Consider the following 25045-nt stretch of genomic DNA (forward strand, 5'->3'; position numbering starts at 1 on the left):
TGCCCAAGGGAAGGAATCCGCCCATGACCGAGCCGCAGGCCACCGAGCAGCAGATCCGCGAAGCCCTCGCCGCCGCCGCGCCCATCGTCCTGGCCCCCGGCCCCAAGGAGCCGCCCACTCAGATCCCGCCCGTCCCGAGCGACGTCTGGGACCTGCCGGGGGGCACCGCCTGGGTCTACTACGCCGAGGGCAGCGACCGGCTGACCAAGCCCGTGATCGCCGCCGACGGGTTCAACATGGGGCCGAGCAGCATCGACATGCTGTGGCAGGGCCTGGACTGGGGACAGTACGCCTTCTTCAGCGAGCTGCGCCGCCGCGGGCACGACCTCATCGTCCTCGGCTTCCACGAGCGCAGCGCCGCGATCCAGCAGAACGCGGCCGCCGCGATCGAAGCGATCCTCCGAGCCGGCGACATGCGCCATGGTGACCACCGACTCGCCGTCGGCGGCTTCAGCATGGGCGGCCTCGTCACCCGCTACGCCCTCACCAAGATGGAGTCCCAGCGGATCGACCACCAGACCGGCCTCTACTGGTCGTACGACACCCCGCACCGCGGCGCCTGGATCCCCCTGGGCCTCCAGGCGTTCGCGCACTACTCGCGGGACCTCAATGGCGGCTTCTCCCGCCAGATCAACAGCCCGGCCGCCCGGCAGCTGCTGGCCTGGCACATCGAGGAGTGGGACGGCAAGCCCCGCGTGGACGAACTCCGCGAACAGCTCCTCGCCGAGCTGGACCGGATGGGCAACTGGCCCGCGATCCCTCTGAAGATCGGCGTCGCCAATGGTGTCGGAACCGGCCAGGGCAACGGCATCAAGCCCGGCGACCACGCGGTCGAGGGCAAGGGCCTGGCCATCCTGGGCACTCACCTCTACGCCCAGCGCAGCGGCGACAACCAGCTCGTCGCGAAGCTGCGGCTGGTGACCCTGCCGCCGGCCAAGGAGGTACGGACCGACGACCTGCCCGAGATCGACGGGGCCCCCGGCGGCACCCTGGAGGGCTTCGGCATCCTGGCCGACAAGCTCAACGAGCAGCCCCCGATCCTCGGGCTCAAGACGATCGCCCACAACCGACACCACGCGTTCGTGCCCTCCGTCAGTGCCGTCGCCATCCGCGACGTCACCACCGACGCGGACCTCTACGTGAACATCGACGGCCTCGCACCGGAGACGAGCGAGCTCGACGACTTCAGGCTCGCCTCGCAGAACCAGCCGCACACCCTGATGACCGCGGAGCTCGGGGGCTGGATCGTCGAGCAGATCGAGAACCAGGGCTAAGAGGAGCTGACACGATGCCTGGACTCGCCTGTAGGTGATCACACAGCAGGCGAGCTTCAGGAACGCCTCGTGGATGTCGTCGCGGATCTCCCAGCGGATCCGTAACCGTCGGAAGCCGTGGATCCACCCCTTCGTCCGCTCGACTACCCGGCGGACCGAGCCCAGGCCGGCTCCAATTCCCGCAGCTGACGGCCTGGAAAATAGGGTGCGGTCGGCTGAGCTGGGGTGATAGGTAAGCGATGTGACAGAGAGTCTTGGGTTTTCCGCCCTGCTGCGTCTGATAGACGAGCGGTCGGCCGCGTTCCGGAGTGCGGTTGCCGCCGCGCCCGGCCTTGAGGCGCCGGTGCCGTCCTGCCCCGAGTGGACGTTGTTCGATCTGGTGCAGCACCTGGGTACGGGCCAGCGCTGGTGGGCCGCGATCGTCGCCGCGGGCCCGGCCGAGGCTCCGCCGGCCAAGGATGCCGCGGAGGTGCCGCGCGAGCACGAGGCCCTGCTGGCCTGGTACGCCGAGTCGAACGAGCTGCTGCTGAGTGCGCTGCGCGAGGCCGGCCCGGAGCGCGAGTGCTGGGCGTGGTGGGGCGCCGGCGTATCGCCGACGAATGCCTGGGGCGTTGCCCGGCGCCGGGTGCACGAGGTGCTGGTGCACACCTACGACGCCCAGCTCGCCGCAGGCGCCGTGCAGCCGATGCCGGCGGACGTCGCGATCGACGGCGTGGCCGAGTTTCTCGACACCTGCAACTCCACCCCGGCGGCCTGGCCGCACGAGGCCGCCACCATCCACTACCACGCCACCGAGGGCCGCTCCTGGCTCCTCGCGTTGGACGGCACCGGCGCCTGGCCCGCACCCCTCACGGACGACGCCGCGCCCGCCTCCACTTCGGCCACGGGCACGGCCGAGCAACTGCTCCTCTTCGTCTGGGGCCGCCTCACGCTGAGCGATCTGAGGATCGAGGGCGACCGGCATGTGTTCGAGCAGCTGATCGCCTGGGAGCCCGAGGAGTAGCCAGTCCGTACCGCCGGCGGACGGCCTTGATGACGTCCGCCTCGGTGAACATCGCGAACAGCTCCGCGTCCGCGCGGCGGAGGGCCGGTACGGCCTCGTACAGCTCGGGCCCGAGCGCCTCCCGCAGCACTGCCGACTCAGGCGGGAAGCGGATATTGTTACGACCAGGCTTTCTGTTGCGCCTGCTGCCAGTCGGGCAGGTCTTCGCCTTTGCGGCGTCGGTGGGGCATGACGAGTCCGGTGCCGGGACAGCCGCCGTCGACGATCGCGAGTGTTCTGCCGACGGCGGCTCTGACCATCGCGTCGCCGGCGTCGCGGGTGCAGGAGTCGAACGCGGGACCGCCGTCGAGGCTGTCGTTGGCATTGACGCCGTCGGTGGCGACGAGGGTGTCGCTGCCCTCCCCGCCGTTTCCCGGACCGCCGCTGATGGTTTCGTTGCCTCCCAGGCCGAAGATGGTGTCATCACTGTCTGCCCACGGGCCTGCCCGTCCGTGGGGAGCGGGCACGCATCTCGACCACGGCCGCGCCCCCCAGGTGGCGCGGCCGTGGTCGCTCCCGCGGGCCGGTCACGGGCATTTGGTGACGCTGTCGCCGAGGTCGGCGCGGCAGGTGTCGGCGCAACGACACGCTCACCGGCTCCGAAGGCCGCAGCTGGGGAGGGTTTCCGCCGTCGTACCCCATGGCCCGCCCGGACAGGCGCGGACGGGACTCACCGAGATCCGCCCAGAGCCGAGCGGCACGGCGGGGCCTGCGGCGCGGTGGCTGAGTTTGGCTGTTCTCGCACGTGCGCAGGATCGGTGCATGACCACACCGAGCGGGCCCCCAGCCGGAACGTTGCGAGCCAGGCTCGCCACAAGCGATTCCGCACGGGGCGACATGACAGCGCGGCCTGCCGCGGCACGGGGTGGTCTCGGCAGTGGAACAGCAGGTCTCAGGGGACCGTCTCCCGCGGTGCGGGAGACGGTCGAGGCGATCGTGCGGGCAGTGGGGGCCGGCGACGACGTCTTGATCGGGCGCTTGCTGAACGGGTTCGCGGAGGTCGCTGACTACGACGCCCTCGTGCACCTGCGCACCCGCCTGCACACCACCTTGCGCACACCGACGGGTACGACGCCTGCGCACCGCAGTCCAGCGGTGTGACGGGGGGCCCCTGGTGCCTGGGAGCTCACGGAGGGGAGATCAGCGTGCTGTGGTGGAAGCCGAGCCGAGGGTCGTGCCACCAGGGGAGGCCGTCGACGTACTGCCGCAGCTGCGGCATGCGCACCCGCCGGCGGATCGTGTTGGCGGGGTAGTCGTAGACGGTGATGGTGTTGAGCCCTCGGTTGGCGGTGAACAGGAGGGTCTGGTCCGCGGACAGCTGGCAGGCGTAGACCGAATCCAGCAGGGTTCCGCGCGACACCCGCAGAGCGGCGAGGAAGTGCCTGCTGCTCGCTGCCGGTGAGCCGCGGGTGAAGGCGTCGGTCACCTGGTGGAGCGACTGCCGTCCGGCGAGGAGCTGCTCGGGCAGGCCGGGGCGCTCGTCGATGATCCGATGGGTGGCGAAGTCGTTCAGGTCGATCATGACGATGGTGCCGCTGCCGCCGTTGCAGTAGATCAGTTCACGGTCGGAGACGCAGACGTCCGAGTTGATGTGCGCCGGAGTCTCCCGCGGGGCCGTCCAGTGGCGCAGGACCTGCCCGTGTTCGGCGTCGATCTCGAAGACGTACTCCTTGAGGTAGGCCATGGCCCATTCGTGCCAGTCGTGTCCCTCTTGGGGCAGGACGCGGAAGGAGAGGGCGTAGAACCGGTCCTCGCGGGGGTGAACGGCCACATGCCAGCAGGTGGCGGGTAAGTCGACGCGGCGGGCGGTGCCGGTGCGCAGGTCGAAGATGCCGACCTCGCGGGCCTCGCCGCGGCCGGGGTGGTCCATGCCGCCGTAGACGAGGTATCGGCCCGAGGCCGTGGTCTTCATGGCGTGGGGCAGCTTCAGGCCGTGCGGGCCCAGACGCTCCGGCCGGTCGAGCGTGTCGAGGTCGAAGCGCCACAGGTTCTCGCCGATCGCACCGACGACCTCCCGGTCCCCCAGCCAGACGATGTGTGTGGTGCCTTTGATGGACGAGTCGGTGGGTTCGATCCGCAGGCTGGACAGGCGGTCGGTCTCGTCGAGGGTGGCGGTGTCGTAGAAGAGCAGGTGCTGGCCGGTGTTGCCGAGGAATCCGAGAGCGTGGTCCGGGCTGACGCTGACGGCGTGGCCGCCGGCGATACCGTCGTAGTAGTCGATCTTGTACGCGTACCGGCCGGTGACCGGGTCGTAGCGGAAGACGCAGACTCCCGCCCGGCCTTCGAGTCCGTTGAGGCCGTTGCCGTCCAGGGCGATGTGGAAGGCGTACGGGTACTCGTGCGGCGGGGTGGCGGGTGCGGTCAACGGGGCTGCCTCTCGGGCGGGAAGTGGCGGAAGCCGGAACTGTCGGTGAACTCGGGCCGCGTCGGCCTCCACGGCGCCAACCCGGCCAACAGGGTCAACGGCCCGGCCGCGCGGGCGACGGTGCCCCGGAGCGCGGAGGCGGCACCGACCGTCTCCTCGACCGGCACGGCGCTGCCCTGCCCGTGTGCCGCGATGGTGTCCAGTGTGGCGAGGAAGGACCTGCGGTAGGCGTCCTCCACCAGAGCGCGCCGGACCGCGGGCCACAGTACGGGGGTGATCGCCCGCCACACCGGGGGGAGGGCGAACCGCTGATAGGCGCAGATGACCACGCTGGTGCCGCCGCCGGGGGTCCGGGCGAAGGACACCGAGCCGTCGTCCTGAACCGCGGAGGCGTTCGCACTGTGCACCTGCCGCCAGCGCAGCACCTGCCCGTCCGGGCCGTAGTCGATGGTCTCCAGCTTGCATACGTCGAGTACACGGGCGCCGGACAGCGCGAGGTAGGCGGGCTGCGCCCGGCTGATGCTGCGCTCGACCTGGCGGATCGGCCTTCCCGTCTCGTCGCGCGCCCGGACCTCCGTACGACCTGTGAGGTAGCCGCTGGTCAGACCGATCACCCGGCTGATGTCGACGCCGGCGGTGAACTCGTCGAAGGGCGTTCCCACTTCCGTCTCGCAACGGAACAGAACGGCTTCGTCCAGGTAGCGCCACCGCATTCCGTCGGCGTCCGGGGGGACGGTCGCGATCAGCTGGTCCAGCGGTTCCAGACGACGGGCCACCGCTTCGAACTCCGCAGGCCCGAAGGCCAGTACATCGACGCCGAGCGGTGTCGCCGCCGTACGGGTCGCGGCGTCATCCGGGATGATCCGAAGGGTGGTGGCCAGCTCTGTCGCCAACTCCGCCGTTCGGTCGACAACGGTCAGCGCCCTTCGCAGTGCCACTTCGGCCAGGGGGATGTCGGGCATGATCCCGCCCTACCCGGCGCCGCCGTCTCCCACACCGGCCGTCCCCGTCGGGGATGGAGCCGTCGGAGCGCTCATCCCTCGCCCGCCCCCCGCTCGGGCGGGCGCGCCGCAGGCGACTCGGACGGCGGGGGCAGGGGCGGGGGCGGGAGCACGGGCGGGGACGGGGCGGGCGCGGGGCCGCACACACGGACGTGCATGGAGATGCCTTTCTTGAACCTCGTCCGGTACCGCACGCGGGGACGCTCGTCGGGGGCCGGCGCGAGATGAGCCGGCTCGACACCCTGTTCCACGCGGCACGCGAGGGCCGAGGGCCGGGGGCCCGGGCCGCCGGCGCCAGGGCGGTCACGCGCCCAGATCCGCCCAGAACTTCTCCAGGACGCCGGCCGCGGTGGCGGGGTCCTGGAGCATCCACCAGTGGCCCAGTCCGTCGAGGGGTTCGAAGCGCGCGCCAAGGGTGGCGGCCACCACCCGCGAGGCAGGACCGTCGAACGGGTCGAGCGTCGGGTGCAGGACCAGGCCCGGCGCACCGGTCGGTGACGTCAGCTCCGTCCCCCAGTGAGCGAACGGATTGGGGGTCGCGGAGCGGTACAGCGCGAGGACGGACGAGGCCATGGTCGCGTCGAAGCTCTCGCCCATGGCCCGGGCGTCGTCCTCGGGAGCGCCTGCGGCTCGCAGTTGGCCACAGGCGCTGAGAGGACTCGCGGGGTCGTTTGCCTGAAGCGTGCTGGTCGCCCATGCCTCCCCCGCTACCGGTGTCTGCCAGAGCTGTGCGATGTCATGCCACACGTAGGCAGGGTGAAGGATGCCGGCGACATCCACGGACCAACTGCGCACAGTGACACGGGACCTGGCGGCGATCCGCGCCACCAGGAGGCCTCCCCAGTCGTGTCCCACCAGGTCGATGGGGCCACCGAGCTCGTGCAGTTCCCCTTCCACCCACTCCACGTACTCGTCCATGGACGAGCCGAATCCGTCGGGGAGGGGCGCACCGAATCCGGGAAGCCGCAGGGCGACCGAGGCGGTGCCCAGGCGGGCCCGCAGCCGGTCCCACAGAGCGCCGGTCTCGGGTACGCCGTGAACGAAGACTGCCGTCATGGGAATTCCTTCTTCTTCGGGAGGCAACGGAGGGCCGTGCAGCACGGGCCGGCCCATCCGTGACGACGGCGGTAGCGCGGAACAGGTTCACCACGAGTGTGGGCTCGGCCGGGGAACGGGGTTCTGAACCGCCCGCTGCCCCCGGCCGTAGGAACGCCGAGGCCTGCGACCGTGCGGGCCGTCGGCCATGAGAGGCGGTGCCCATGACAGAACCCCGGTCGCCGGCGTCGACCGACGCGTGCACGCGCTGACCGGGCGCCCGCGCACGGGAACGCCGCCGGGACAGCCCCCGTCGCCCCGCCCCCGCCGGGGCTCTGGGAACGCCTCCGGCCCTGCCGCCCCGAAGGTCACCGCCGATCGGGTCGAGGCGGAGCAGCGCAACGATTCCGTTGCCGTACGGCAGCCCGTAGGGTGGGCGGATTCCGGCGTCGCGTCGCAGCGGACACCGACATGCCGGCCGTGGCGGCGGCCGGATCGAAGTTTCGGAGAGTCCTTTGGAATGCGAACGCGCCCGTATCGCCTTTGCCGCTCAGATGCTCGGCGGCCTCGACGGGCCGCGGCACGAGTGCGTGGCCGACCACTTGGACCGGTGCAGGTCGTGCCGTGCCGAGCGGGACGAGCTGTTGGCCCTTCTGCCGCTGCTCGACGCGGTGCGGCCCTACGAACTGGACGGGGTGCCGGTGCCCGACCCCGAGCGGGCCGTGCGGGCCGCTCGCGCGATGGTGGCTGACCGGGACTGACCCCCGGGGACCGGCCCGGCAGCGCGCGGCAGTCGACCGCTCCGTCGGGCATTCTCCCGCACGTGCCGTGAGAGCGGCCCACGCCTTCTTCCCTGCCCCAGCGCCGAGTTGGCCGTGCTTGACTCGCCTATTCGCTTAATGAATAGTGAGCGGCGTGTCCCACTCACACATCCTTCTCGGCCTGCTCGCGCCGCACCCCCTGCACGGGTACGAGCTCAAGCGGGCGCACGACACCCGCCTCCCCAGCGCACGGCCGTTGGCCTTCGGGCAGGTGTACGCGACGCTCAATCGACTCGTCCGCGACGGTCTGGCCCGCGCGGCGGGCCACGACCGGGCCGGCGGTCCGGACCGCACGACGTTCGAAGTCACCGATGAGGGGCGCCGGTTGCTCTTCGACTGGCTGGGTACGCCCGAACCTCCCGCTCCACACCTGTCGAACGTCCTCCTCGCCAAGACGGTGGTCGCCCTGCTCGTCGCCGACGAGGCAGGTGCCCGCCGACACCTGTCGGGGCAACGAGCCGCCCACCTCGCGCGCATGCGTGAACTGACAGCGCTGAAAACCACCCCGGGCTCGACTGTCGTCGACGTACTCGCCGCCGACCTGGCGATCGCCCACCTCGACGCCGACCTGCGATGGATGCAGACCGCAACGGATCGCGTCGCCGACCTGCGCCTGGAGGTGCACCGATGATGATCGAAACACGTGCCGTGACGAAGTCGTACGGCCCGAGCCCCGCCCTGCGCGGCGTGTCACTCGCACTGCGGCAGGGCGAGATCGTCGCCGTCACCGGCCCGAGCGGCTGCGGCAAGTCGACGCTGCTGCACCTCATGGCCGGGATCCTGCGCCCGGACGGCGGGGAGGTCCGCTATCGAGGCGCCCGCATCGACGACATGGGCGAAGCCAGGCGCTCGCTGCTGCGGCGCACCGACTTCGGGGTGCTGTTCCAGTTCGGCCAGCTCGTGGCAGAACTCCCCGCGGTGGAGAACGTCGCACTGCCCCTGATGCTGGGCGGAACCGGTCGGCGGCAGGCGACGGCGCAGGCGTCGGACTGGCTCGACCGCCTCGGTGTGGCCGAGCTGGCCCGGCAGTTGCCCGGGGAGATGTCCGGCGGCCAGCAGCAGCGGGTGGCGCTCGCCCGCGCCCTGGTGACGGAGCCGAAGGTGCTCTTCGCCGACGAACCCACCGGCGCACTGGACACCCTCGCCGGGGAGATGGTCATGGGCCACATGGTCCGCGCGGCCCGCACCCAGGGCACCAGCGTCATGCTGGTCACCCACGACGCCACGGTCGCCGCCTACGCGGATCGCGAGATCCGCCTGCGCGACGGCCTGCTGGAGGGCGACGACGGCGCCCTGATCAGCGCGGCCGGCGGACACGCCGGCACCAACGCGCCGGAGACCGCCCGGTGAACCCGTTGACCACACTGCGCCTGTCGATCGCGGGCAGCCGCGCCGATCACGTGCGCATCGCCCTGACCGCCATCAGTTCGGCCCTCGGCACGGTGACGCTGCTCTGCGCCGCCGCGGTGATCGCCGTGCCTCCCGCTCTGGCGGTGCGCTACACCAACGACCTGCTCAACGAGAGCGGGCTGCGTCCGGGAGTCGCCCTCGCGATGGTGCTGCTGACCGTGCCGGCCCTCGCCCTGGTCGCGCAGTGCAGCCGGCTCGGCGCGCCCGCGCGCGAGCACCGGCTTGCCGCGATCCGGATGGCCGGTGCGACACCACGTCAGATCATTCGCATCGTGGCCGTGGAGACGGGACTGGCGTCCGTCCCCGGAGCGGCGGCGGGATTCGCGGTGTTCCTCCTCGGCCGCGCCCTGCTCGACGCCCCCGACGCGCAGGGCCGCCGCCCCCTGCCCACGGACGTACTGCCCCACGCCGCCGCCATGGCCGGTATAGCCCTGGGCGTCCCGCTGGTCGTCGCCGCACTGACCGTGCTCACCCTGCGCCGGGCTGCCCTCACCCCCCTCGGCGTCGTCCGCAGGACCCGGCGGCGCAAGCCCCGCGTCACGCCCGGCGTGCTCATCGCGACCGGGCTCGGCGCCTGCGCACTGGTCGAGCCCGTACACACCTACTTCACCCGCAACCCGCGGGCCGACGACGCGCCGCTGCTCATCACCGGTGGGCTGATCGTGATGGGCGTCCTCGCCGTCGGCATCGGTGTCGTCACGGGCACGGGCTGGATCACTTACACCATCGGCCGCATCCTTCAACGCCACGCCCGCAAACCGGCCGGACTGCTCGCGGGCCGCCGCATGACAGCCGATCCCTGGTCGGGCAGCCGCACGTTCTCCGCACTGCTCGTCGCGCTGGTCATCGGCTCGGCCGCAGCCGGCCTCGCCGCCCTGACGGTGGCCTCCGTCTCCGCACAGCAGGAGAACACCCGCCGCCTCGCCGCACTGGTCGGCGAGCCCTACGAACCCACGGGCACGGGCCTGTACGAGCGGGCCTACGAACTCGTCGGATACGCATCCCTGGTGGCCCTGGTCATCGCGGCCGCCGGACTCCTCGTCGCGCTCGCCGACACGGTCCTCGCCCAACGGCGCGCGCTCGCCTCCCTGATCGCCACCGGAACGCCCCGGCACGTCCTGGCCCGCGCGATCGGCTGGCAGACCCTCGCACCCGTCCCCCCGGCCGTGGGCCTCGCGGTACTGGCGGGCGTGCTGCTGCCCCGCTTCGCCGTTCCCGACGCCGACGACGCCGTGGACATACAGGCCTGGCGCTGCTCACCGCTGCCGGGTGACGCCGTCGGCGCCTGCGAGGACCAGTCCTACTCCCAGGCGCACAGTGTCCTGGTCAGCGCGAAGAAGGTCCCCGTCATCGTGGACACGCCCTGGGACCAGGTGCTGATGCTCGCCGGAACCGCGATCACGGCAACCATGGGCATGACCCTGGTCTCCCTGCTCTTCCTGCGGATGAGCACACGCGCCGGTGAACTGCGCACGGCCTGAGTCCGAGTCACGCGCCGGTTTGCTCTCCGTCCCGAAGGTTTGAACCAAGACCCGCCTCGCCGCGTAGCAAGCGATGACGCCGGTGCTACGCGCACCCAGGTCCCCATCCCTTCGGCAAAAGGAACGCAGACGTGCCCCGTCAGTCACCCTCCGGATCCCCCCGCAAGCGCTTCGGCTTCCTGACCGCAGTCGGTGCGGCGGGAGCCACCCTCGCCTTCTCGATAGCCGGTACCGCAGGTGCGACGGGTACGAACCCCGCCGCTTCCACGCCGCGGCCGAAGCCGACGATCGTCCTGGCCCACGGCGCGTTCGCAGACTCCTCCAGCTGGAACGGCGTCGCCGAACGCCTGAAGAAGTCCGGGTACCCCGTGGTAGCCGCAGCCAATCCCCTGCGGGGACCCGAGCATGACGCCGCCTACCTGCGCAGCGTCATGGACAGCATCGACGGCCCCCTCGTCCTGGTCGGCCACTCCTACGGCGGCACGGTGATAAGCAACGCCGCCACCGGCCACGAGGACAAGGTCAAGGCCCTCGTCTACATAGCCGCCTTCCTCCCCGACACCGGCGAAAGCTCTCTCGGGCTGTCGAACAAGTTCCCCGGCAGCACGCTCGGCGATGTCGTCGAAGCCGTGCCCTACCGCCTCCCGGACGGTGTGACCGGCCATGACGTCTCCATCAAGCCGGACAAGTTCCGACAGCAGTTCGCCGCCGACGTCCCGCGCGGCCAGGCCGCGCTGATGGCCACGACGCAGCGCCCCGTCTCCGCCGCGGCACTCGACGAGAAGGCCACGAAGGCCGCGTGGAAGACCATCCCCTCCTGGTCGCTGATCGCCACCGAAGACCTCAACATCCCTCCCGCCGCGCAGCGCTTCATGTCCGAACGCGCGAACGCGCACATCGTCGAGGTCAAGGCCTCCCACGCCGTCCCCGTTTCACGCCCCGACGCCGTCAGCCGCATCATCCAGCAGGCAGCTGCCTCGACCTCTCGCTGACCTGACGCTCCCGTAGGCCGCAGGGGGCTACCGTTTCCCCCTGCATGCTCCTCAGCAATCCAGCCGTTCCACGTACCGACCCAGGAGAACCCCATGCCTTTCATCACCGTCGGCCAGGAAAACAGCACCGCCATCGACCTCTACTACGAGGACCACGGCACCGGCCGGCCCGTCGTCCTCATCCACGGCTACCCGCTGGACGGACACTCCTGGGAGAAGCAGCTCCCCGCCCTCCTCGACGCCGGCCACCGCGTCATCACCTACGACCGCCGCGGCTTCGGCCGGTCCAGCCAGCCCACCACCGGCTACGACTACGACACCTTCGCCGCCGACCTCCACACCCTGATGGAAACCCTCGACCTCACCGACACCGTCCTGGTCGGCTTCTCCATGGGCACCGGCGAAGTCGGCCGCTACCTCGGCACCTACGGCTCGGCCCGCGTCGCCAAGGCGGCCTTCCTCGCCGGACTGGAGCCCTACCTCCTCAAGACCGACGACAACCCCACCGGCGTCGACGCATCGGTCTTCGAAGGCATCCTCACCGCCGTCACCCAGGACCGCTACGCCTACTTCACCGACTTCTACCAGGCCTTCTACAACCTCGACCAGAACCTCGGCACCCGCATCAGCGAAGAGGTCGTCCGGGCCAACTGGGCCACCGCCGCCGGCGCCTCCTCCTACGCCTCGCGCGCCGCCGTCCCCACCTGGACCACCGACTTCCGCAACGACATCCCCAAGATCGACGTCCCCGCCCTCATCCTGCACGGCACCGAAGACCGCATCCTCCCCATCGAGGCCACCGCCGAGCCCTTCCACGCCGCCCTCCCCGACGCCGACTACGTCGTCCTCGAAGGAGCCCCCCACGGCCTCCTCTGGACCCACGCCGACGACGTCAACAAGGCCCTCCTCACCTTCCTGGCCAAGTAGCGCCACACGACCGGAGATTGCCCCGGCGCCGCCCCCCTCCGAGCGCGAGCCCCGGGGGCGGCGCGAGCGCCGGGGTGCGGCCGACGCCCCGTACTGTTGGCCGGGTCGTCCCGTAGCCAGATCCGGTGCGATGGTTGGCACTTCGTGCCCGGATCGGCATGCACTTCGGGAGAGAGGCCCTTGATTCGATGAGCGGGAACGAAGGCGTCATCGACGACAGCCTGACCGTCGGCCGGGATCGCGCCTTCGTCGGGCGCCAGGTGGAACTCGCGCTGTTCAAGGCGGCGTTGACCGGCGACGCCCGCGCGTGCCCGATCCACTACCTGCACGGGCCGGGCGGTATCGGCAAGTCGATGCTGCTGCGCCGCTTCGCCAGGGAGGCCCACCGGGCGGGCCGGACGGTCGTCGAGGTGGACGGCCGGACCGTCGATCCGACCCCGGAGGGCTTCGCCGCGGCGGCCGGGCCGCAGGTGAGAACGCCGGGAGTGGTACTCCTCGTGGACACCTTCGAGAAGTGCCAGGGGCTCGAAGGCTGGCTGTGGGAACGCTTCCTGCCGCAACTGCCCGCCGGCGCGGTCGTCGTGGTGGCGGGGCGGCATGCCCTCGACCCCCGCTGGACGGCCGATCCGGGGTGGAGCGGACTGCTGCAGGTCTCTTCCCTGCGCAACCTCGCGCCCTCGGACGCGGCCGCGTTCCTCACCACGCGCGGCGTGCCGTCCCGCGTCCACACGACGCTGCTGTCGTTCACCGGCGGCAACCCGCTCGCGCTCGCGCTGGCGGCCGCCCTCGCGGTCAAGGACGAGGCGCCCGCCTCCGGTTGGCGCCCCGATCAGGACGCCGTGGCCCTGCTCCTGCCCCTGCTCATCGGGGACACACCGAGCCCGCTGCACCGCCAGGCGCTCGAAATCTGCGCCCACGCCTACGTCACGTCCGAGTCCCTGCTCCGCGCCCTGATGGGCGACGACGCGCCCGAGCTGTTCTCCTGGCTGCGTGTCCAGCCGTACGTCGAGACCTCGGCCGCCGGGCTCTTCCCGCACGACGCCGTCCGGGAATCACTGGAGGCGGACCTGCGGTGGCGCGACCCGGACGGGTTCGCCGCGATGCACGGACAGATGCGCCGGTACTTCCTCTCCCAGGTCCGCTCCGTGCCCGAGACCCGGGTGCTCCAGGCCACCGGTGCACTGACGTACCTCTACCGCACCGACGGCCACATGTCGGAGTTCAACGACTGGCGCGAGGCGGGCCTGTTCCAGGACCAGCCGTACCGTCCGGACCATCGCGACCGCGTCCTGGAGCTGGCGAGAAGGGCCGAGGGCGAGGAATCCGCGGCCGTGGCCGGCTTCTGGCTGGACCGTCGGCCCGAGGAGTTCCGCGTGTACCGGTCGACCCAGACCGGTGAGGTCCTCGCGTTCTCCGCCTGGCTGCGCATCGAGGAGCCGGAAGGCCTGGACGTCGATCCGGTGGTCGCCGCGGCCTGGCGGCACGCGCGGACGAACGGGCCGCTCAGACCGGGTGAGCACCTGGCACTGGCCCGCTTCTCGGTGTACCCGGACGCGTACCAACTCCCTTCCGCGCCAATGACTTTCATGCAGTGGCGCGCCACATCGGAGTACATCCGCGCCGACGGGCTCACCTGGTCGTACGCCGTGCTGCGGGACACCGGGTCCTGGAACGACTACCTGCGTGACCTCAACCTGCTGCCCGCCGACGAACGTCCCGCCGTCGGCGGCCACCGCTACGCCCTGTTCGGCCACGACTGGCGCGCGCAACCGGCCGACGCCTGGCTGCAGGAGAAGAGCGCCGCGATGCTGTCGGGCGCGCCCATGCCCCCTTCGCCGTCGCCCGCGCGCGGCGGGCTGGTCGTGTTGTCGCGGCCCGAGTTCGACGCGGCGGTCCGGGAAGCACTGCGCACGTTGCGCAGACCGACCGTGCTCGCCGGCAATCCGCTCAACCGCAGCCGGCTGGTCGTCGACGGCCGGCGCGGCCTGTCCGAGGTACTTGCCGCAGCCGCCGAAGCCCTGTTGGACGAGCGCAGTGGCGAGAAGCGCCATCGTGCGGTGACCGCGACGTATTTCAGGGGCGCACCCACCCAGGAGGCGGCCGCGGAGCGCCTCGGACTGCCTTTCAGTACCTATCGGCGACACCTCACATCGGGCATCGACAGAATGAGCGACCTGCTGTGGCATCACGAGCTCCAGGGCACCGGCCTGGCGAGCCCCGGGTCGGAAGGCCCCTGACCCCGTTCGTCGGTCCTGTCGTCCGTGCCGAGAGGCAAGGTGAGCAGAAAACCGGTCTGTGAAGTGAGCAGCGGATGCCGACATGCTCATGCCCTTGAGTACGGCGAAGGGCTGTGAAATGCATGTTGTGGTGTGCGGTGCGGGTCCTGTGGGCGCAGTGGTCGCCCTGCTGCTCGCGTCCGAGGGACATCGGGTGACGGTTCTCGATCCACGTCCCGCCTTCCCTCCGGTGCCGGGGCCGGATTCCCGGGGGCATGGCGGCGGGGCGTCCGATCGGCTGTGGGCGGCAGGGGAGCGACCTCTGGTACTGCTCGCCGAGGCCGTGCGCATGATGTCCGGCGAGCTACCCGCCGTAGCTCGGACTCTGGCCTCACTGGGCGCCCTTGGCCGGGGCGCGAACCCTGTCGTGCACCGCCCGCTGATCGCCCGCGTTCTGATGGACGAGATGTCCAGGACCGACGGCATCCGGGTCGACCGCGGAGTCGGTGTCGCCTCTCTCCTGACAGGCAAGGAGCTTCTGCCCGGCAGGCCGCACGTCCAGGGCGTCCTGACGGACGGAGGCGAGGCCGTGCTCGCCGATCTGACGGTCGACGCGGCCGGCCGAAGCTCGAAAATGGTCAGACAGCTGGGCGAGATCGGCGCCCCCCGGCCGCTGGAGGAGCGCCAGGACAGCGGTATGCGCCTGTACACACGGCGCTTCGACTCACCCCGGGCGTGCTACGGCCGCGCCGGATGGTCCGTGCGCCACTTCGACGGTGTCACCGTGGCGTTGGTGTCGGCGGGCCGGGGGGGCTGCTCGATGACCCTGGGTATCGGCGACGAAGACCTCGATCTCTACCCGCTCGCCGGACCGTCCGCGTGGAGCCGGGCGGCAAGACTCTACGAGCCGCTGCTGCCTCCCCTCCCCGGGAGCCCTGCGCCCGGTGTATGGGTCACACCGCGCGTGGAGAGCAGCTACCGGCGGTTCGTCCTCGGCGGGCGACCGGTGGCGACCGGAACGGTGAGCGTCGGCGACGCCTGGGCGGCGACCAATCCGCTGCTCGGTCTGGGGCCGTCCATGGCACTGCTGCACACCGTCCTGCTGAGGGACGCCTTGCGCCAAGGCGGTGTCGAGGACACGGCGGTGCGCTTCGACCGGCTCACGGAGGACCTGCTGTCACCCCTCCACCACCGGATCACCGACTGGGAGGAACGACTCCAGGCGCGGAACGAAGGGGCTGCGGGGGACCCCTCTCCTCCCCCGACGGACCTGGACGAGGTCCTCGGCCGGCAGGACGCCACCCCGGTCACCCCGGTCACCCCGGTCACGCTGGCCCGTGACCTGCAGGGACGGTTCTCGGCGATCTCGGCCGACGCCGCGTCCTCCACCCGGACGGGCCCGTCCCGCGCACAGCTCGTCGAGGCCCTCGCCCACCGCAGCACCGCGTAGGTGCGGACGACACCGGAGGGCCGCAGCACTCGGGCACCGGTCCGAGTCCCGGCGTACCCCGGCCCAGGCAGGAACGAGCTATGTCACGCAACCGGACCATTGAACAAGCAAAGGGTGTCAGGACATGAGGCGGACTTCGGAAGCCGGGACACCGATACCCGGCGCCATTGCCACCTTCCCGCAGTCCGACCGCTGCGAGGACTTCGTACGCGCCGTCTACCACCACCACGCCACCCCCCTTCTGCGCTACGCGGCCCGCCTCCTCAACGGCGACTGGCACAAGGCCGAAGACCTGCTCCAGGAAGCCACCGCCCGCGCCTGGAAGAACTTCACCACCACCACCGACCCCGTCTCCATCCGTCCGTGGCTGTTCACCGTCGTACGCAACCTCGCCATCGACCACCACCGCGCCCGTGCCGTCAGACCCCCCGAAACCCAACCCGCCGATGACCTCGGCCTTCCCCTCGACGACGCCATCGATGCGATCCTCACCACCCAGGTCGTTCTCGACGCGCTCGACCGGCTCACCCCTCCCCATCGCAAGGTCATCGCTCTCGTCTACTACCGCGGCTACAGCGTCGCCCAAGCCGCCCAAGTCCTCGGCGTGCCCGCGGGAACCGTCAAGTCACGCAGCTACTACGCCCTGCGCGCCCTGCGCGACACCCTCCGTGCGAACGGCATCACCCACTCCTGACACCGTTCCGTCCGGCGGTCACCGTCCTGCCGGGGCAGTCACGTCGGGTCTCCTGCGTTGAGCGTGGTGCCGTTGAGTTCACTGCGCCACAGCAGGTCGGTGAGACGCTCGATTCCGCCGCTGAGGTGCCTGCGGTAGGTACTGAACGGCAGTCCGAGTCGCTCGGCGGCAGCCTCCTGGGTCGGGGTGCCCGCGACGTACGTCGTGGTGAGGGCGCGATGGTGCTTGTCGCCCGAGCGCCCCTCCCGAAGGGCGTCGATGCCGCTGGTGAGCAGCGCGGACAGAGTCGTGGCGCTGTGGGTCACCACACGACTCTGATTGAGGGGGTTGCGGGCGAGCACGTCCGGGCGCCGGATCGCACGGAGCGCGTCGCGCACCGCGGTGTCGAACTCCGGCCTGGACAGCACCACGAGTTCTGCGCGTTCACCGGACGGGGACGCCGCGCCGCGTCTGCGCTTGTGACTCAGGATCGTGTTCGACCTCTCCTCCAGCCACGGCCCCACGGGCTGGGCCCGCCAGTCGTGGCCGAACAAGACGTACGGGTGCGGACCGACGCGGGGCCGGCGGCCGACGGACGGCATCGCGAAGTGGCGCATGTACGCGTCCCAGTGCCCGTCGTCGCGCTTGACGACGAACGTCCAAGCCTGCCGCTCGGCCCGGAAGATCTCGCCCAGCCCGCGCCAGTGCATCAGATCCATGGGCGGCGAGGTGCGCTGGTACACCGGTGGGTGGACGTGGAAGCGGGCCAGAGCCATGTGCTCACCGGGTCTGAGCGGTGCGGCCGCACGGGCGTGTGCCCAGGCCGCGTCCGCTATCGGGTCGATGTCGGTGCCCAGCGGCTCCCGCAGGCGCAGCCACGCGAAGAACGCGACGATCTCACCCGTCCGGGTCGAGCGGTAGACGCGGAACGCCTCGGGCTGGTGGTCGAGCCAGAACCGGCAGATGTCCGCGGACGCCTCGCCCTCGGCGGATGCGGCCAGCTCCAGTACACGTTCACGGTCCCCCTCCGCGTACGGCTCGTCCTTGACGTGGTCCCCGTCACGCCACTTGTGGAAGTCGGCCGAGGCTTCCTTGCGGTAGAGGTAGATGAGGGGGCTGGTGGCCTGGAGCAACTGCGCCTCGGAGACGGCGCGGACCCGCTCGATGAGGTACTGGTGCAGGGCCCTGTGCATATCGGCGAAGCCCTCGGGGTCCCGCCAGCGCAGATCGGCCTCCAGGGCCTCACGGACCACGTCGTGCGGGAAGAGGCCCGCGTCCGTCGCTTCGACGAAGGGCTGCCGACGCAGCCACGCGAACAACTCGGATGCCTGTTCGCCTATGAGGGCCCGGAGCAGTGATTCCGAGGTGACGTAAGCATGCGCGCAGATCTCCAGGGCTCTGCGGTGCGCGGGGGTGGGGATGTCGCCGAGCAGCTTGGACAGCAAGGTGGCGATGACGTCCTGACTGGGCTTCCAGCCGGACTTGACGCCGCCCTCTTCCCTGACGGCCACGGCCGCGGCCAGCGAGAGGGCCAGGGGGTTGCCGCCGGTGAAGGACAGCACGGCCTGGTGAGCCCCCGCCGGCAGGCCGCGCGCGTGCAGCAACCGGGCAGCGTCGTCGGGGGGCAGGTTCCGCAGGGACGTCACGCGCAACAGCTGCGACCACCCGGGATCCGAGGTCCAGCGGGCGTCCGGGCCGCGGCGCCCGGCGATCACCACGACGCTGCCCAAGGGGAGGCCGAGGAGGAATTCGTTGCGCAGCCAGCCCTCCAGTCCCTGGCAGCGTTCGAACGTGTCCACCAGGAGCACCACGCCGGGTTCCGCGGGGATCTGTCCGACAGCCGCAGCGAATCCCTCAGGGGTGGGAGCGACCGTCCGGCCGTCCACCTCGATCACGGTGCGCCCCGCGCGGAGTCCCTCGCGGGCCAACTGACGTACGAGGGTCGACTTGCCGATTCCGCCCGGCCCGTGCAGGAAGTGAACGGGGCAGGCGCCGGGGTCACCCGCCAACGCGGACCGGAACAACGCCAGCTCCGTGTTCCGGCCGACGAAAGCGCGAACGCGCGCCGCCTCCAGTACATCTCCCAGCGCACCACGCCGACGCACACGTTCCCCCTCGATGGACCCGCAGGGCAACCGTAGGGCAGGACCCGGCAGGCCGCCCGAGAATCACAGGTTACCGGCAAGTACAACGGCTGTTGTATGCCTCGGAGGTCGGCTGGTCACGGGCGGTCGCTGAACCGGTGCGGCGGCGCGGACGTAGATATCAAGAGACATGCCGGGGCCGGCTCTCCGCGGACGTCCGCGGCGTCCTGCGTCCGGACGCCGGTCACCGACAGGGGAGTTGCACAGTGAACCCGTTCTTTACCCCTCGCTCCTCCACCGGGGCGGGCAAGAGGCGCTCCCGCCGCGGCCCGGGCAGAGCAGCAGGCCTTCTCGTCCTCGCCGCCCTTCTCCCGGCCTGCGCCGTGCGCACGGACCCCGCAGGGGCTTCCCAGGACGGCCGAGGAAGCTGGAGCGTCGGTCAGTGGGCCCGCGAGGCGTCGCAGTTCAGCAACCCTGTCATCGAGGGGCTGTGGAAGCCCGATCGCATGCGGGGAGCGAGCGATCCCCGCAAGAACGTGGCCGAGAACCTCGCGGAGTCGCGGGGTGTGAGCGATCGCGCGCCGGCCCCTGTGGAGGCCAGGCCCGTGGCGGCGCCGTACCGCCGCACGGCGGCGCCGGTGGGCAAGGTCTTCTTCGACAGCCCGGACGGACCGCAGACGTGCTCCGGCACCGTCGTGCAGGACCCCGCCCGTCCGGGCCGTTCCAATCTCGTGTGGACCGCGGGCCACTGCGTCCACGCCGGCCGTGAGGGCGGCTGGTTCCGCAGCATCGTCTTCGTGCCGTCCTTCAACGACAAGGCGCTTGCGGCGGACGCGCTGGAGCGCGCCTCCGCCGGACAGATGGCACCCTTCGGGACCTGGTGGGCCGACTGGGCCGCCACCTCCGACCAGTGGATCGACGAGGGCGCATCCGAAGGTGGCGACGGAGCGGCGTTCGACTTCGCCGTCCTGCACGTCGTGCCCGCTCCCGGTTCTGGTGCGCGGTCGCTCGAGGAAGCCGTGGGAGCGGCGCTCCCGGTCGCGTTCAACGGTCCGGCGGTGCGGGACGTGAACCTCGTCGGAACCTGGGGGTACCCGGCGGCGCCGCCGTTCGACGGCGCCACGATGCACTTCTGTACGGGCAAACCGGGCCGCCTGTCGCTCAAGGACGACGAACCGACGCTGTACCGGGTGGGCTGCACCATGACGGGCGGTTCCTCCGGCGGCGGGTGGTTCGCGGTCGGCGGGGACGGACGCACCGCTCTCGTGTCGAACACCTCGATCGGCCCCGATCCATCGGTCTGGCTGGCGGGCCCCTACCTCGGCGACACGGCCAAGGCCGTACTCGACGGTGTCAGTCTGCGGTTCCGGTCCACCCGGTAGTCCCGCTCGTGGGCGGGGTTCAGCGCGGCGGGCCGACGATGACGTTGCCGCGCAGCGCGGCGGCTTCGGCGAGCTTGTCCTCGGTGATCCTGAAGCCGTCCGGGCGAGGGGCGGTGATGTCGCGTCCGGCGTGCCGGAACATCTCCTCCATGCCGCCGGGCGTGGCGATGACCAGCAGGTCCGCGCGGTCCGAGGTGATGCGGTAGCCGTGGGGGATGTTGCGGGGGAGGTAGACGACGCCGCCTTCGGACAGTTCGTGGCGTTCGTCGCCGACCCAGACCAGTGCTTCGCCTTCGAGGAGGAGGAAGACCTCGTCCTCGCGTGTGTGGAGGTGGAAGGGCGGGGCTTCGTCCTTGGGGACGTCGAATCGGCCGACGGTCAGCTGTCCTGCGGTGGCCCGACTGTCGAGGAGGATCGAGAACAGTCCGCCGCCGATCCATTCGAGGGTCTGCTGCTGGTGCCGTTGGGCGAGGTAGGGGATGGTCATCGCGGTGTCCTCAGGGTCGGGCCGCAGGCCGCCGCGCCGATGGGGCGGCGGCCTCGTCGCGGCGGCCGGTGGTGGTGGCTCGGACCGCGGCCGCAAGGGCGGGGTCGTTACAGGGAGGCGAGCGTGCGGACGCGGTCGGCGATGACGCGGCGGGCGGCGTCGGAGTCGAAGGCGATGCTTTCGAACTCGTGCGGCACGCCGGCGTGGAGGTGGAACTCGACGGGGACACCGGCCTGGCTCAGGCGCAGGGCGTAGGTGAGGTCTTCGTCACGGAAGATGTCGAGCTGGCCGACCTCGATGTAGGCGGGCGGGAGGCCGGCGGGGTCGGCTATCCGGGCGGGGGCGGCATACGCGGAGACGTCCGCCCCGCCGGCCCGGTCGCCGAGGAGTGCTTCCCAGCCGGTGCGGTTGTCGTCCCAGGACCACAGCACGAACGGCGCGAGCTCCGGGTCGGGGGTCAGGTTCCGATCGTCGAGCATCGGCATGACCAGGATCTGCTTGGCGATCGCCGGGCCCTGCCGGTCGCGGGCGAGGAGGGAAACCGCGGCGGCGATGCCGCCGCCGGCGCTGTCGCCGAACACCGCGACGCGGGCGGGGTCGACGCCCAGTTCGGCGGCGTGGTCGTGCAGCCAGACCAGAGCGGCGTATGCGTCCTCGACGGGCGCGGGGTGCGGGTGCTCGGGGGCGAGCCGGTAGTCGACGGCGAGGATCGGGGTGCCGCTCGCCGAGACGTAGCGGGAGATCGAGCCGTCGAACAGGCCGATGTGGCCCAGGATCATGCCGCCGCCGTGGAGGTAGACCGCGGCCGGGCCCGGCTCGGCGACGGTGTCCTTGCGGGTGTACCAGCGCAGGTCGATCCGGGCGCCGTCGAAGGTGGTCAGGCGGTAACCGGTGGAGGTGACGTCGTCGGGGGTGGGCTGGGCGGTGTCGGTGTGGCCGATGAGCCCTTCCAGCACGGCGCGGCGTGCGGCGACGTCGCCGACCGGCGGGGGAGTGGCGGCGGCCATGGCGGCGGCCATCGGGGCGAGCGCTTCGGCGACCTGCGGGTCGAAGGTGAAAGGCACGGCGGAATCTCCTTGGAACGATCGGACGTACGTGGCGCGGAAGGCGGGTCGGTGGGCCGTCCCGGCGCGCGGCCGGGCGACCGCGGTCAGAGGGTGATGACGGTCTTGCCGGGCAGCCGGCCCTCGGCGGCCGCGGCGTGGACCGCGGGCAGGTCGGCCAGCGGGCGCCGGTCGGCGATGTGGAGGTGCAGGTGGCCGGAGTCGACGAGTGCGACCAGCTCGGCGAGCAGGTCCGCATCGCTGCGGGCGAACACCCGCGCCGTGCGCACCGCGCGCGAGGGGTCCGGGTCGGCGTCGGCGGTCGTGGACACGAGCACGCCACCGTCGGACACCAGGCCGACCAGCTCCGCGGTCCCGGCCGGTGGAGCGGCCACCAGATCGAGCACGACATCGAACGTCCCCAGCCCGGCCGCGGCGAGGGTGGTGCTGGTGTGGTCGATGATCCGGGCGGCGCCGTAGCCGCGCACCCGGTCCGCGTGGGACGGGCTCGCCGTCGCGGTCACCACGGCTCCGGCCCGCGCGGCGAGCTGGACCGCGTACCCGCCGACGGCTCCGCTCGCCCCGTTCACCAGCAGGGACTGACCCGCGGCAAGCCCGGCGTACTCGAACAGCGCCTCCCACGCGGTCAGTCCGACCGATGGCAGCGCCGCCGCGTCGGCCAGGTCGACCGCCTTGGGCGCCGCGGCCAGCACCGCCGCGGGGGCGACCACGTACTCGGCGGCCGCGCCGGGCACGTTCATCGGCAGGAAGCCGACCACGGCGTCGCCCACGCCGAACCCCTCGACGCCGTCACCGAGCCCGGCGACCGTCCCGGCCACGTCGATCCCCGGCACGTGGGGAAGGTCCAGGGGGAAGACGTCTTGCAAGTAGCCGGCCCGGATCGCCGCGTCGACCGGGTTGAACGTGGTGGCGGCCACCTTGAGCAGCACCTGCCCCGCGCCCGGTGTCGGACGGTCGGCCTCCTCGACCCGCAGTACTTCGCTGCTGCCGTAGCGCTCGTAGCGCACTGCCTTCATGACTGCCTCCTGAAATTTGCTTCGATATCGAAGCGCTTGACTTCCATCTAAACATGCTTCGACATCGAAGCAATGCCCTCGCGGTATGTGCCCTGCGTCACATGGATCTGAGATACGCTTCGATGTCGAAGTACTTATGATGGAGGGATGACTCCCGACAACACCCCTGGCGCCGGCGCGCTCCGGCCCGAGCAACTCGGGACGTACTTCGCGCTCATGGAGGCCGTGAGTCTGCTCCAGCGCGCTGTCGAGCAGCAGCTGCAAACGGAAGGCGCCCTCAGCTACGTCCAGTTCCAGCTGCTCGCGCGCCTCGCCGACGCCGGTGGACCGCTGACCATGACCGATCTCGCGGACGGGGTCGTCTACAGCCGCTCCGGGCTCACCCACCAGGCCGGACTCCTGGAGAAGGCCGGTTTGATCACCCGCGGGCCTTCTCCCCACGACCAGCGCGCCACGATGGTCACCCTCACCGAGGAGGGCCTCGCCCGGGTCGGCCGTGTCCTGCCCGGTCACATCGATGTCACCCGGCGCCTGCTCTTCGCCTCGCTCACCGACGACGACGTCGACGCGCTCGGCGGCATCATGACCCGGGTTCGCGACCACATGCGGCAGCAACCGGACAGCACCGCCCGCGGCCGACGTACCGCTCCGAGACACCCCCGGGGCGCGGTCCCGCCCGAGTAGCCCGTCCTCGCGCCCGGGACGCCGCCTGCCGGGAAGCAGGCGGCACCGGGACCGACCGCTGAGGGGGCTGCTCGAATTCGACCCCGTGGATGTCCCGAGTCCGCTTCGACGCGGTGCTCAGCCGGGGAGAACCGACGAGACGGAGCCGCCGCGCCGACCGTCGCGCACCGCGGCGAGGATCTCCTCCCGGGTCGGCCCCGGCGCGCTGTAGCGGGGGGCCGTTGCCGAGAGCGTGACGACCCGGTCCACCAGGCCGCTCTTCATGAAGGCCTCGTCCGCGGATGCCAGCATGGAGCCGACGTCACCCATCGCGCGCAGGATCTCAGGGTCCTTCAGAAGGACGGAGTCGACGGCTGTGCGCAGTGCCCAGGCCGGATCGTCCGTCGCGTAGCGCTCGCCCCGTATCTCGGCATCGATCTCCGCGATGCGGTGCCTGCTCCAATGGGCGTCTTCCTCCCACATGGCCCCGCATTCGTCGTCGATCTCCCGGCCGACGCGCAGGGCGAGCTCGACGGCATCGGACGTGCCGAGCAGGCGCAGCACGTCACGCAGCAGCACCGCGTGGCGCAGCCCCGTCGTCATGCCCATACCGAACTGCGGGTTGGTCGTCATCCGCGCGTCCCCGATCGCGACGATGCCCGTGGTGATCGGCTGCCCGTCGACGACCAGGCCACGCCGGGTGTTGTGGGTCCCGCCCATGACATGGACATCGGTCAACGGGATGCCGTCGTTCCAAGGGGCGGCCTCGGGATAGAGCGCCAGCACACGGTCCCACACGTCCACGTGACTCAGCGGACGGAGCTCTTGGTCCCGGTCCGAGGTGACCAGCGTCGTCGACCACGTGTCGCCGTCTCCCGGCGCGGTGACGACGGAAATGCTGTTGTGATGGGAGAGGGGCCAGGGTCGGGGGGCCGGCACCCCCCGCTCATCGGCGCGGAAGTAGCGCGTGTAGTAGCGGAAGGCCGCTTCCTCGCGGACGACTTCGGGCTCGACACCCACCTGTGCGAGCAGGTCGGGCAGCTGCGTCCGCCGCCCGGACGCATCGACGACGAGGTCCGCCTCGATGCACACTCCGGATTCGGTCATGACGCCGACGATGTGCGGGCGGCCGGACGTCCGGGACTCTCCGACGAGCAAGGACACCACCCTGGTCCCGCCGAGGATGCGCACTCCAGGCGTATCGGTGGCGGTGGCGAGGAGCGCGGCCTCCAGGACCGGCCGCCGGGCAGTGACGGTCTCGAATCGTTCGTCCCCCGCCTGCCGCGGGCCCGCACCCGGCACCCTCCAGGCACCGGAGATCATGTTGTAAGTGTTGCCACCCGCCTCGCGTATGCGGTCGACGGCGGCCGGCAGCTCCTTTTCCAGGAGGAGGAGGCCGCCGGGCATGAGGATGTGGGTGTGCCCGAACTGCTTGACGCCGGGCCGACGCCAGTCGCCGTCGACCGTCGCCTCGACCGTTCGCCCGGCAGTGGGGTCGCGGTCGAGCACGGTGACGACGTGTCCGTCCGCGGCGAGAAGCATCGAGGCGGTGAGGCCGACCGGGCCCGACCCGATGATTACCACGTTGGCCATGGGAACTCCTTGCGTTGGGGAAGATGCCCCACCATCCGCCGGAGGAGTGCTCACCTACCAGCCCGCTTT

Annotated in this window: 22 protein-coding genes and 2 pseudogenes; 14 read left to right on the forward strand and 10 right to left on the reverse strand. The window is 71.2% G+C overall.

The genetic code is table 11. From position 1 onward, the window contains the following. The first annotated feature begins 23 nt into the window (after positions 1-23). Positions 24-1274: a hypothetical protein gene (locus ACWFQ8_RS12245; RefSeq protein WP_453786117.1), complete on the forward strand. Its 1251-nt coding sequence runs from the start codon at positions 24-26 to the stop codon at positions 1272-1274. Between the two features lie 12 nt (positions 1275-1286). Here ACWFQ8_RS12245 and ACWFQ8_RS12250 read toward each other — a convergent pair. Further along, positions 1287-1448: pseudogene (locus tag ACWFQ8_RS12250) on the reverse strand (IS5/IS1182 family transposase); the annotation flags it as partial. 67 nt (positions 1449-1515) lie between these two features. On the opposite strand from ACWFQ8_RS12250, the gene ACWFQ8_RS12255 reads away from it, so the two are divergent. Further along, positions 1516-2277 carry a maleylpyruvate isomerase family mycothiol-dependent enzyme gene (locus ACWFQ8_RS12255; RefSeq protein WP_453786118.1) on the forward strand — a complete coding sequence of 254 codons (762 nt, stop codon included), beginning with the start codon at positions 1516-1518 and terminating at the stop codon, positions 2275-2277. A 167-nt stretch (positions 2278-2444) separates the two neighbouring features. Here ACWFQ8_RS12255 and ACWFQ8_RS12260 read toward each other — a convergent pair. Further along, positions 2445-2570 (reverse strand): annotated as a pseudogene (locus ACWFQ8_RS12260) (IS5/IS1182 family transposase); the annotation flags it as partial. A 658-nt stretch (positions 2571-3228) separates the two neighbouring features. Here ACWFQ8_RS12260 and ACWFQ8_RS12265 point away from each other — a divergent pair. Next, complete coding sequence (locus ACWFQ8_RS12265; RefSeq protein ID WP_453786119.1) at positions 3229-3417, forward strand: hypothetical protein; 189 nt, start codon at positions 3229-3231, stop codon at positions 3415-3417. 25 nt (positions 3418-3442) lie between these two features. Here the strand turns inward: ACWFQ8_RS12265 and ACWFQ8_RS12270 are convergent, their stop codons facing one another. From ACWFQ8_RS12270 to ACWFQ8_RS12280, 3 genes are all read right to left on the reverse strand, one after another. Continuing rightward, complete coding sequence (locus tag ACWFQ8_RS12270) at positions 3443-4681, reverse strand: hypothetical protein (protein WP_453786120.1); 1239 nt, start codon at positions 4679-4681, stop codon at positions 3443-3445. Continuing rightward, positions 4678-5643 carry a hypothetical protein gene (locus ACWFQ8_RS12275; protein WP_453786121.1) on the reverse strand — a complete coding sequence of 322 codons (966 nt, stop codon included), beginning with the start codon at positions 5641-5643 and terminating at the stop codon, positions 4678-4680. The genes ACWFQ8_RS12270 and ACWFQ8_RS12275 overlap by 4 nt, the downstream gene beginning before the upstream one ends. Before the next feature lie 342 nt (positions 5644-5985). After that, positions 5986-6738, reverse strand: a complete 753-nt coding sequence (locus ACWFQ8_RS12280) for an alpha/beta fold hydrolase (protein WP_453786122.1) — start codon at positions 6736-6738, stop codon at positions 5986-5988. A gap of 494 nt (positions 6739-7232) precedes the next feature. Between ACWFQ8_RS12280 and ACWFQ8_RS12285 the strand changes: the two genes are divergently transcribed. From ACWFQ8_RS12285 to ACWFQ8_RS12325, 9 genes are all read left to right on the forward strand, one after another. After that, the gene (locus ACWFQ8_RS12285) at positions 7233-7478 is read left to right on the forward strand and encodes a hypothetical protein (protein WP_453786123.1); all 246 of its coding nucleotides are present in this window, start codon (positions 7233-7235) and stop codon (positions 7476-7478) included. A 154-nt stretch (positions 7479-7632) separates the two neighbouring features. After that, complete coding sequence (locus ACWFQ8_RS12290) at positions 7633-8169, forward strand: PadR family transcriptional regulator (protein ID WP_453786124.1); 537 nt, start codon at positions 7633-7635, stop codon at positions 8167-8169. After that, positions 8166-8888 (forward strand): ABC transporter ATP-binding protein, encoded by a 723-nt coding sequence (locus ACWFQ8_RS12295; protein ID WP_453786125.1) that lies wholly within the window; start codon positions 8166-8168, stop codon positions 8886-8888. Before ACWFQ8_RS12290 ends, ACWFQ8_RS12295 begins: the two co-directional genes overlap by 4 nt. Further along, positions 8885-10429 (forward strand): FtsX-like permease family protein, encoded by a 1545-nt coding sequence (locus tag ACWFQ8_RS12300; RefSeq protein WP_453786126.1) that lies wholly within the window; start codon positions 8885-8887, stop codon positions 10427-10429. The genes ACWFQ8_RS12295 and ACWFQ8_RS12300 overlap by 4 nt, the downstream gene beginning before the upstream one ends. A gap of 179 nt (positions 10430-10608) precedes the next feature. Continuing rightward, the gene (locus tag ACWFQ8_RS12305; RefSeq protein ID WP_453786214.1) at positions 10609-11421 is read left to right on the forward strand and encodes an alpha/beta fold hydrolase; all 813 of its coding nucleotides are present in this window, start codon (positions 10609-10611) and stop codon (positions 11419-11421) included. 93 nt (positions 11422-11514) lie between these two features. After that, the gene (locus tag ACWFQ8_RS12310) at positions 11515-12348 is read left to right on the forward strand and encodes an alpha/beta fold hydrolase (protein WP_453786127.1); all 834 of its coding nucleotides are present in this window, start codon (positions 11515-11517) and stop codon (positions 12346-12348) included. Positions 12349-12536: 188 nt separating this feature from the next. Next, positions 12537-14585 (forward strand): ATP-binding protein, encoded by a 2049-nt coding sequence (locus tag ACWFQ8_RS12315; protein WP_453786128.1) that lies wholly within the window; start codon positions 12537-12539, stop codon positions 14583-14585. Between the two features lie 118 nt (positions 14586-14703). Next, positions 14704-16014 (forward strand): FAD-dependent oxidoreductase, encoded by a 1311-nt coding sequence (locus ACWFQ8_RS12320; protein ID WP_453786129.1) that lies wholly within the window; start codon positions 14704-14706, stop codon positions 16012-16014. A gap of 124 nt (positions 16015-16138) precedes the next feature. Continuing rightward, on the forward strand, positions 16139-16708 hold the full coding sequence (locus ACWFQ8_RS12325) for a sigma-70 family RNA polymerase sigma factor (protein ID WP_453786130.1): 570 nt from the start codon (positions 16139-16141) through the stop codon (positions 16706-16708). Positions 16709-16746: 38 nt separating this feature from the next. Here the strand turns inward: ACWFQ8_RS12325 and ACWFQ8_RS12330 are convergent, their stop codons facing one another. Continuing rightward, on the reverse strand, positions 16747-18792 hold the full coding sequence (locus tag ACWFQ8_RS12330; RefSeq protein ID WP_453786131.1) for an ATP-binding protein: 2046 nt from the start codon (positions 18790-18792) through the stop codon (positions 16747-16749). A 245-nt stretch (positions 18793-19037) separates the two neighbouring features. Here ACWFQ8_RS12330 and ACWFQ8_RS12335 point away from each other — a divergent pair, with 245 nt between their 5' ends. Then, on the forward strand, positions 19038-20153 hold the full coding sequence (locus ACWFQ8_RS12335) for a trypsin-like serine peptidase (protein ID WP_453786132.1): 1116 nt from the start codon (positions 19038-19040) through the stop codon (positions 20151-20153). 19 nt (positions 20154-20172) lie between these two features. On the opposite strand, the gene ACWFQ8_RS12340 is transcribed toward ACWFQ8_RS12335, so the two are convergent. The 3 genes from ACWFQ8_RS12340 to ACWFQ8_RS12350 form a co-directional block, all read right to left on the reverse strand. Beyond that, positions 20173-20640: a cupin domain-containing protein gene (locus ACWFQ8_RS12340; protein WP_453786133.1), complete on the reverse strand. Its 468-nt coding sequence runs from the start codon at positions 20638-20640 to the stop codon at positions 20173-20175. Positions 20641-20747: 107 nt separating this feature from the next. Further along, positions 20748-21704, reverse strand: a complete 957-nt coding sequence (locus tag ACWFQ8_RS12345) for an alpha/beta hydrolase (protein ID WP_453786134.1) — start codon at positions 21702-21704, stop codon at positions 20748-20750. Between the two features lie 86 nt (positions 21705-21790). Continuing rightward, entirely contained in the window at positions 21791-22720 is a 930-nt protein-coding gene (locus ACWFQ8_RS12350; protein WP_453786135.1) for an NADP-dependent oxidoreductase, read from the reverse strand. Between the two features lie 147 nt (positions 22721-22867). On the opposite strand from ACWFQ8_RS12350, the gene ACWFQ8_RS12355 reads away from it, so the two are divergent. Further along, entirely contained in the window at positions 22868-23404 is a 537-nt protein-coding gene (locus ACWFQ8_RS12355; protein ID WP_453786136.1) for a MarR family winged helix-turn-helix transcriptional regulator, read from the forward strand. Between the two features lie 117 nt (positions 23405-23521). Here ACWFQ8_RS12355 and ACWFQ8_RS12360 read toward each other — a convergent pair whose 3' ends face one another. After that, positions 23522-25030, reverse strand: a complete 1509-nt coding sequence (locus ACWFQ8_RS12360) for an NAD(P)/FAD-dependent oxidoreductase (protein WP_453786137.1) — start codon at positions 25028-25030, stop codon at positions 23522-23524. Positions 25031-25045 lie beyond the last annotated feature (15 nt).

Source organism: Streptomyces sp. NPDC055254, assembly GCF_053606025.1.